Genomic DNA, 7,116 nt, shown 5'->3' with positions numbered 1-7,116 from the left:
CGTCGGTATGCGGCAGTGGGAAACGTCAGCCCATGTGCGGGTAGCGGTAGTCCGTGGGGGCTACCTGGGTTTCCTTGATGGCGCGGGGGGAGGACCAGCGGAGGAGGTTGAACTTGGAACCGGCCTTGTCGTTGGTGCCGGAGGCGCGGGCGCCGCCGAAGGGCTGCTGGCCGACGATCGAGCCGGTGGGCCGGTCGTTGATGTAGAAGTTGCCGGCGGCGAAGCGCAGCTTCTCCGAGACGGCGGCCACGACCTGCCGGTCCTTGGCGAGGACGGCGCCGGTCAGGGCGTACGCCGAGGCCGACTCCATCTGCTCCAGCATCGCGTCGAAGTCGCCGTCCTCGTAGACGTGGACCCCGATGACCGGGCCGAAGTACTCGGTCTTGAAGACCTCGTTCTCCGGGTCGGAGCAGGCGATCACGGTCGGGCGGACGAAGTAGCCGACCGAGTCGTCGTACGTGCCGCCGGCCACGATCTCGCAGGTGGCGTCGGACGCGGCGCGGTCGATGGCGGCCTTGTTCTTCGCGAAGGCGCGGTCGTCGATGACGGCGCCGATGAAGTGGGACAGGTCGGTGACGTCGCCCATCGTGAGGCCGTCGACCTCGGCCGCCAGCTCCTCCTTGAAGCCGTTCTCCCAGATGGAGCGCGGGATGTAGGCGCGGGAGGCGGCCGAGCACTTCTGGCCCTGGTACTCGAAGGCGCCACGGGTGATGGCGGTCTTGAGGATCTTCGGGTCGGCGGTCGGGTGGGCGACGATGAAGTCCTTGCCGCCGGTCTCGCCGACCAGGCGCGGGTACGCCTTGTAGCCGGCGATGTTCTCGCCGACCGACTTCCACAGGTGCTGGAAGGTCGCCGTCGAGCCGGTGAAGTGGACGCCCGCCAGGTCCGGGTGCGGCAGCGCGACCTCGGAGACCTCCTTGCCGTCGCCCGTGACGAGGTTGATGACGCCCTTGGGCAGGCCCGCCTCCTCCAGGAGCTGCATCAGCAGGATGGCGGAGTGCGTCTGGGTCGGGGAGGGCTTCCAGACCACCACGTTGCCCATCAGCGCGGGCGCGGTGGGCAGGTTGCCCGCGATGGCGGTGAAGTTGAAGGGCGTGATCGCGTAGACGAAGCCCTCCAGCGGCCGGTGGTCCATCCGGTTCCACACGCCGTTCGGCTGGACCAGCGGCTGCTCGTTCAGGAGCTCACGCGCGAAGTGCACGTTGAAGCGCCAGAAGTCGACGAGCTCGCAGGGCGCGTCGATCTCGGCCTGCTGCGCCGTCTTGGACTGGCCCAGCATCGTGGAGGCGGCGATCGTCTCGCGCCAGGGGCCGGACAGCAGTTCGGCGGCCTTGAGGATGATCGCGGCGCGGTCGTCGAAGGACAGCGCGCGCCAGGCCGGGGCGGCGGCCAGGGCCGCGTCGATCGCGTCCTGGGCGTCCTGGCGGGTGGCGTTGTTGTACGAGCCGAGCACGGCCTTGTGGTTGTGCGGCTGCACGACGTCGAACCGCTCGCCGCCGCCCATCCGACGCTCGCCGTCGATCGTCATCGGCAGGTCGATGGGGTTCTCGGCCAGCTCCTTGAGCTTGGCCTCCAGGCGGGCGCGCTCCGGGGAGCCCGGGGCGTAGCCGTGCACCGGCTCGTTGTACGGGGCGGGTACCTGGGTCACGGCGTCCATGGTGGCCGTCTCCTTCGATCGGGGGTGTGAGGCGGGGGTGTGAGGCGGGTGTATCGGGTCTGTGGGGGCTCAGCCGCGGGTGGCCAGCGAGCGCAGGAAGAATGCCAGGTTGGCCGGGCGCTCGGCGAGGCGCCGCATGAAGTATCCGTACCAGTCGGTGCCGTACGGGATGTACACCCGCATCCGGTGTCCTTCTGATACCAGCCGCTCCTGCTCCGCCGCCCGGATGCCGAACAGCATCTGGAACTCGTACTCGTCCAGCTTGCGCCCGTAGCGGCGGCCGAGCTCCTGCGCGATCGCGACCATCCGCGGGTCGTGCGAGCCGACCATCGGGTATCCCCTGCCCGCCATCAGGACCTTCAGGCAGCGGACATACGAGCGGTCCACCTCCCGCTTGTCCTGGAAGGCGACGGACGCGGGCTCTTTGTACGCGCCCTTGACCAGGCGCACCCGCGAGCCTTCCCCGGCGAGCGCGTGGCAGTCCTCCTCGGTGCGGAAGAGGTACGACTGGACGACGGCGCCCGTGTTCGGGAAGCGCTTCCGCAGTTCGGCGAGGATCGCGAGGGTGGAGTCGACCGTGGTGTGGTCCTCCATGTCCAGCGTCACGGTGGTACCGGCGTCGGCGGCGGCCTCGACGACCGGCGTGACGTTGGCGAGCGCGAGGTCGTGGCCGCCGGAGAGCGCCTGGCCGAAGGCGGAGAGCTTCACGGACATCTCGGCGCGCGCGCCGAGCCCCTGTCCGGCCAGCGCCTCGGTCAGCGCCAGATAGGCATCGCGGTTGCGGAGCGCCTCGGAGGGGTCGGTGATGTCCTCACCGAGGTGGTCGAGGGTGACCTCCAGCCCGCGCTCATTGAGCGAACGGACCACGGCCATCGATTCGTCCAGCCGCTCGCCGGCGACGAAACGGTCCACCACGGGGCGGGTGACCGGCGCGGCCGAGACGAGACGGCGGATGCTGTCGCTGCGTGCGGCGGCAAGGAGCACAGGACCCAGCACGGGCACCTCCACGTTTTGTGCGCTTCCCGGACCCGGTCGAACGGCCGTTTCCGCAGGAAGACAGGTGTTGACGAATGCCGCGGCAACGCGTCGCGACGGCAAGGTGAGCCACCGTGAAATTTAAGTTTCATACGGGTCCGCGACCATCGACAGCTGTCACGCCTTCGTGTCCGGGATCTCAGACAGATGTATGAGAATGGGGAGCGGCGGCATGGGGCGGACGAGGCACGACGTCGCTGTGGGGCACGTGAGAGGAGCCAAGGCGGAATGCGCGCGGACTATCAGCAGCTCGTGGACGAGATCTCGGCGGCGCTGGGCGCCCCCGCGACGCTGGAGGACCGCGACTTCGCGCTGATCGCCTTCGGAGCCCACGACAGCGACGACGACCTCGATCTGGTCATGGACCCGGTCCGCACCCGCTCGATCCTCCAGCGCCGGTCGACGGCGGCGGTACGGGCGTGGTTCGAGGCGTTCGGCATCTCGCGCGCGCAGTCCCCGCTGCGGATTCCGCCGGACCCGGCGGCCGGGGTGTTCCGCGGCCGCATCTGCCTGCCCGTACGCCACCGCGGCATCGTGCACGGCTACGCCTGGCTGCTGGACGACGGCCACCTCGCCGACCTCGAATTCGGCGGCCCCGGCACCCCGCCGGACCCGCGGCTCGCCCAGGCCATGGAGACGGCCGCCCGGATCGGCGTACTCCTCGCGGCGGAGGCGCGCGCCGGGCGCGAACTCGGCGAGCTGCTGCGCGATCTGCTCACCAGCGCCCCGGCCGGTCGGGACGCGGCGCGCGACGCGCTGCGGGGCGCGCTGCCGGAGTCGGCCGAGGGCCCGCTCGCGCTGGTGGCGGTCACCCCCTGGGACCGGGAGGACCTGGACGCCGCGCCGCTGCCCAGCCTGCCGGGCGTCCTCGCCGCGTGCGCCGTCACGGAGTCGGGGGGCCGGCGGGCCGGGGGCGCGGGGCGCGGTTCCAAGGACCGGGACACGGCGCGGGACATGGCGCGGGATGTGGCGCAGGGTCCGGCCGCGGGACTCGCGGCGCTGGTCCGGCTGCGGGGGCCGAACGCCCTGGACCCGGCGCGCGCGGCGGCCGAACAACTGCTGCGCTCACCACGGGCGCACGGTTCGGGCGCGGGCGTCAGCGATCCGCGCCGGGGCCTGGCCGACGCGCCCGCCGCCTGGCGCGAGGCGCTCGCCGCGGCGCGCGCGGCGCGTGCGGAGGCGCGGTTCGGGCCGGTCGCGGAGTGGGGCGGCGTGGGCCCGTACCGCGTGCTCGCGGAGCTGCCGGCCGGCGGCGCGGCGGACCGGGTCGTACGGCCGCTGCTGGAGCGCTCGCACGCCGAACTGGCGCGCACGGCCGAGGCGTTCCTCGACTGCGCGGGGCAGGCGGGGCGTACGGCGGCGCAGTTGGGCATCCACCGGCAGACCCTCTACTACCGGCTGTCGAAGGTGGAGCAGCTCACCGGCCTCGACCTGGACGAGGGCGAGGACCGGCTGCTGCTCCACATGTCGCTCAAGGCGGCGCGGCTCTAGAGCACGGCCCCCGACGGGCCGCCCGTCGGCAGCCGTTGCCCCAAAACAGCGCCTGTCACACTTCAGTCAGAGAAATGGCTTGAACTGGGCAGGCGCGTGCCGCTTCCCGCACCAGCGGGTCGCCCGCCCCGTCCTCCTTGCCGGGGAGCAGGGCGCTGAATCCGTCGTCGTCCTGGGTGAAGACGGCGGGTGCGGTCAGGGCGCACTGGCCGGAGCCGATGCAGCTGTCGGTATCGATGGTGATGCGCAGGGTGTGTGGTGCTCGCTCGGTCATGCCACCGGACTTCCTTACCAGGTCACAGGCAGTGCGAAGAGGCCCTGCAAGGTGTCGCCCGGCTTGATGGCCACCTGGTCCGCGGGGACGTCGAGCCGCAGGGTCGGGAAACGGCTGAGCAGGGCGGTGAGCGCGATCTCCAGTTCGGCGCGGGCCAGGTTCTGCCCGAGGCACTGGTGGACGCCGAACCCGAAAGCCACATGGTGGCGCGCGGAGCGGCGTACGTCGAGACCGTCGGCGTCCTGGTACGTGCCCTCGTCGCGGTTGATCAGCGAGGTGCTGAGGATGACGCCCTCGCCGGTCCTGATGACGCCGCCGTCGTCGAGTTCGATGTCCTCCAGGGCGACGCGCACCATGCCGTCGGCGATGGACAGGAAGCGCAGCAGCTCCTCCACGGCGCCGGGTATCAGGGACGGGTCGGCGCGCAGCGCGTCGAGTTCCTCGGGGTGTTCGAGGAGCGTGTAGGTGCCGAGGGCGATCATGTTGGAGGTGGTCTCATGGCCCGCGATGAGCAGGAGCAGCGCCATCATGACCACTTCGTCGCGCTCCAGCTCGCCTCCGGCGAGCCGGTCGGCGATCAGTTCGTCGAGGAGCCCGTCGCCCGGTTCGGCCTCCTTCTTCGCCACCAGGTCGAGGAGGTAGCTCTCCAGCTCGTGGCGGAACGCGTCGGCCTCGCGGGCCGTGTCGGCGGTGAGCAGATTGCGGGAGCACTCCTCGAAGAACTCGTGGTCGTCGTAGGGGATGCCGAGGAGCGAGCAGATGACCATGGACGGCACGGGCAGCGAGAACGCGGCGACGAGGTCGGTCGGCCCGCCGCGTTCGGCCATCGCGTCCAGCAGCCCGTCCACGATCTGCTGGATCTGCGGCCGCATGGCGGCGATGCGCTTGACGGTGAAGCTCGGGATGAGCATCCGGCGCTGCGTGGCGTGCAGCGGGTCGTCGACCCCGAGCAGCGGGAGGACGACGGTGCTCTGGGACTCGGCCCGGGGAGCGATGACGGGGAAGGCCGGATTCCGCCGGTCGGTGGAGAGACGCTTGTCGGTGAGCAGGGCGCGGGCCTCGGTGTGGCCGGTGACCATCCACACCTCGCGCCCGTCGTAGAGCGTGGCGCGGTGCATGGTCCCCGCGGTCTTCAGCGGTCCGTAGTCGGCGGGCGGGTGGTAGGGACACGTACGGTCGGCGGGGAACGGCGGCGTCTGCGGCTCGATCGGTCGGGTAACGGCCTCGGTCATGGGACCTCCCAGGCGGTGCGACATGATGTCCGCATCCAGTCGAAGCCTCCTGGCCGAGATCGGCTATGCCTAGATCAGCCATGTTGCGGGCTGCCTGGGGTGTTGCACGGCGAGGGGCCGGCCGGATACGGGCGTACGGCCGGCCGAAGCGGGCGCCGGGCCGCCGGGCTCCGGGCATCGGTCCCCCGGCGCGGAAAGGTTCCGGCGCCGGGGCCTGATGCCCCGGCTCCGGAACCCGTCACCGGACCGGTCGCCCGTAGCGGCGGTCAGCGCCCGCGGCCGGACTCGCCCGGCTCCTGGTGCTTGGACTTCAGGCCGTCGTCGTACTCGACCTCCTCCTTACGGACCTGGGCGCGCACCTCCTGCTGCCCGCTCACCTTCTTGGTCTCCATCCGCACCCGCTCCACGGGGACGGTCTCCTTGCGGACGACGGCGACCTCCTCGTGGAGGACGACCTCCGTCTCGCCGTTGGAGAGGTTCGCCGTGCGGCCGGCGGTGCGGTCGCCGGGCTTGATGGCCTCGCGGTGGAGGGTGACCTCCTCGTGGCTCACCGGCACGGTCTGCGAGACGTCCTCGGTGACCACGTGCTTGCGCAGGTGGGCGCGGCCGCTCTCGCGTTCCTCGGTGCCCCAGGTCACGCGCTCCTCGGAGAGGATCATCTCCTCGCCCTGGCCCTTGGCCGCGGCTGTGTCTCCGGCGTATCCGGCGTCCCGGCCCCGCGAGGGGGCTCCGGCGCCGGCCAGTTGCGCGGAGTCGGCGCGGTGCTGGGCGCTCTCGCCCGTACCGCGTCCGCCGCCCGCCACGCCGGCCATCCCGGCGGCGCCCGCGGCTCCGGCGGTCCCGGCGGCCGGCGCGGCGTGCCTGCCGTGCCCCGCCTCGCCCGCCTGCCCCTTGGCGCCGGCCCCCGGCATCAGCCCGTAGTGCCGGTAGAGACGGTCCTCCTCCGCCGGGTCGAGATGCCCGTCGGCCTCGATCCGCGGCGCGTCCTTGATCGTGTCCTTGCTGTGGGGGACGCGCAGATCGCCGTCCGCCTCTTGCGCCCCGGCGAGGGGCACGAACGTCTCCTTCGTCCCGAACATCCCGGTGCGCACGGTGATCCACTCCGGGTCGCCGGTCCTGTCGTCTCGGTAGACCTGCTGCACCGAACCCACTCGGTGGCCGTCGGCGTCGACCACGCTCATGCCGGACAGGTCTCGTTGCGTTTCGCCGTGGGGTGCGGTCATGGCGACTCTTCTCCTTCCGCACGCTCCGACAGTTATGGGCGCGCTCTCCCCATTGCGCGCCGCCGCCACCCGGGCGGCGACTGCTGCACCCCGTTCGGCCCCGTCCGCCGGCCGCACAGCGGCTCCCTGGTGGGGCAGCCCCGAAAACCACCCCATACCCCCATTCGGGCGAATGGTTGACCGGTCACACAGACAGGCCCGGCC

Annotated in this window: 6 protein-coding genes; 1 reads left to right on the top strand and 5 read right to left on the bottom strand. The window is 71.8% G+C overall.

What is annotated here, in order from left to right:
• Positions 1 to 25: 25 nt before the first annotated feature.
• Together pruA and ACFU99_RS26570 are read right to left on the bottom strand one after the other, a co-directional pair.
• Positions 26 to 1,657, bottom strand: coding sequence for an L-glutamate gamma-semialdehyde dehydrogenase (gene pruA, locus ACFU99_RS26575; RefSeq protein WP_384396352.1), 1,632 nt, complete (start codon positions 1,655 to 1,657; stop codon positions 26 to 28).
• A gap of 69 nt (positions 1,658 to 1,726) precedes the next feature.
• Positions 1,727 to 2,653: a proline dehydrogenase family protein gene (locus tag ACFU99_RS26570; protein ID WP_384396349.1), complete on the bottom strand. Its 927-nt coding sequence runs from the start codon at positions 2,651 to 2,653 to the stop codon at positions 1,727 to 1,729.
• 267 nt (positions 2,654 to 2,920) lie between these two features.
• Here ACFU99_RS26570 and ACFU99_RS26565 point away from each other — a divergent pair, with 267 nt between their 5' ends.
• Positions 2,921 to 4,183: a PucR family transcriptional regulator gene (locus tag ACFU99_RS26565; RefSeq protein WP_384396347.1), complete on the top strand. Its 1,263-nt coding sequence runs from the start codon at positions 2,921 to 2,923 to the stop codon at positions 4,181 to 4,183.
• A 55-nt stretch (positions 4,184 to 4,238) separates the two neighbouring features.
• On the opposite strand, the gene ACFU99_RS26560 is transcribed toward ACFU99_RS26565, so the two are convergent.
• The 3 genes from ACFU99_RS26560 to ACFU99_RS26550 all read right to left on the bottom strand — a co-directional run bounded on the left by ACFU99_RS26560 (position 4,239) and on the right by ACFU99_RS26550 (position 6,912).
• Entirely contained in the window at positions 4,239 to 4,433 is a 195-nt protein-coding gene (locus ACFU99_RS26560) for a ferredoxin (protein ID WP_384396355.1), read from the bottom strand.
• A 38-nt stretch (positions 4,434 to 4,471) separates the two neighbouring features.
• A complete protein-coding gene (locus ACFU99_RS26555; protein ID WP_384396344.1) occupies positions 4,472 to 5,689 on the bottom strand; it encodes a cytochrome P450 in 1,218 nt (405 codons plus the stop codon).
• A gap of 266 nt (positions 5,690 to 5,955) precedes the next feature.
• Entirely contained in the window at positions 5,956 to 6,912 is a 957-nt protein-coding gene (locus ACFU99_RS26550; RefSeq protein WP_384396341.1) for a PRC and DUF2382 domain-containing protein, read from the bottom strand.
• Positions 6,913 to 7,116: the final 204 nt, after the last annotated feature.

Origin of the sequence: Streptomyces sp. NPDC057654 (assembly GCF_042800135.1) — a bacterium.
In the GTDB taxonomy this organism is placed as follows: Bacteria; Actinomycetota; Actinomycetes; order Streptomycetales; family Streptomycetaceae; genus Streptomyces.
This window is presented reverse-complemented; position numbering and strand designations above follow the sequence as displayed.

What these genes read in the sequence shown, in the direction of transcription:
- pruA (WP_384396352.1), bottom strand. Translation starts at nt 1,657, where the DNA reads ATGGACGCCGTGACCCAGGTACCCGCCCCGTACAACGAGCCGGTGCAC.
- ACFU99_RS26555 (WP_384396344.1), bottom strand. Translation starts at nt 5,689, where the DNA reads ATGACCGAGGCCGTTACCCGACCGATCGAGCCGCAGACGCCGCCGTTC.
- ACFU99_RS26550 (WP_384396341.1), bottom strand. Translation starts at nt 6,912, where the DNA reads ATGACCGCACCCCACGGCGAAACGCAACGAGACCTGTCCGGCATGAGC.
- ACFU99_RS26565 (WP_384396347.1), top strand. Translation starts at nt 2,921, where the DNA reads ATGCGCGCGGACTATCAGCAGCTCGTGGACGAGATCTCGGCGGCGCTG.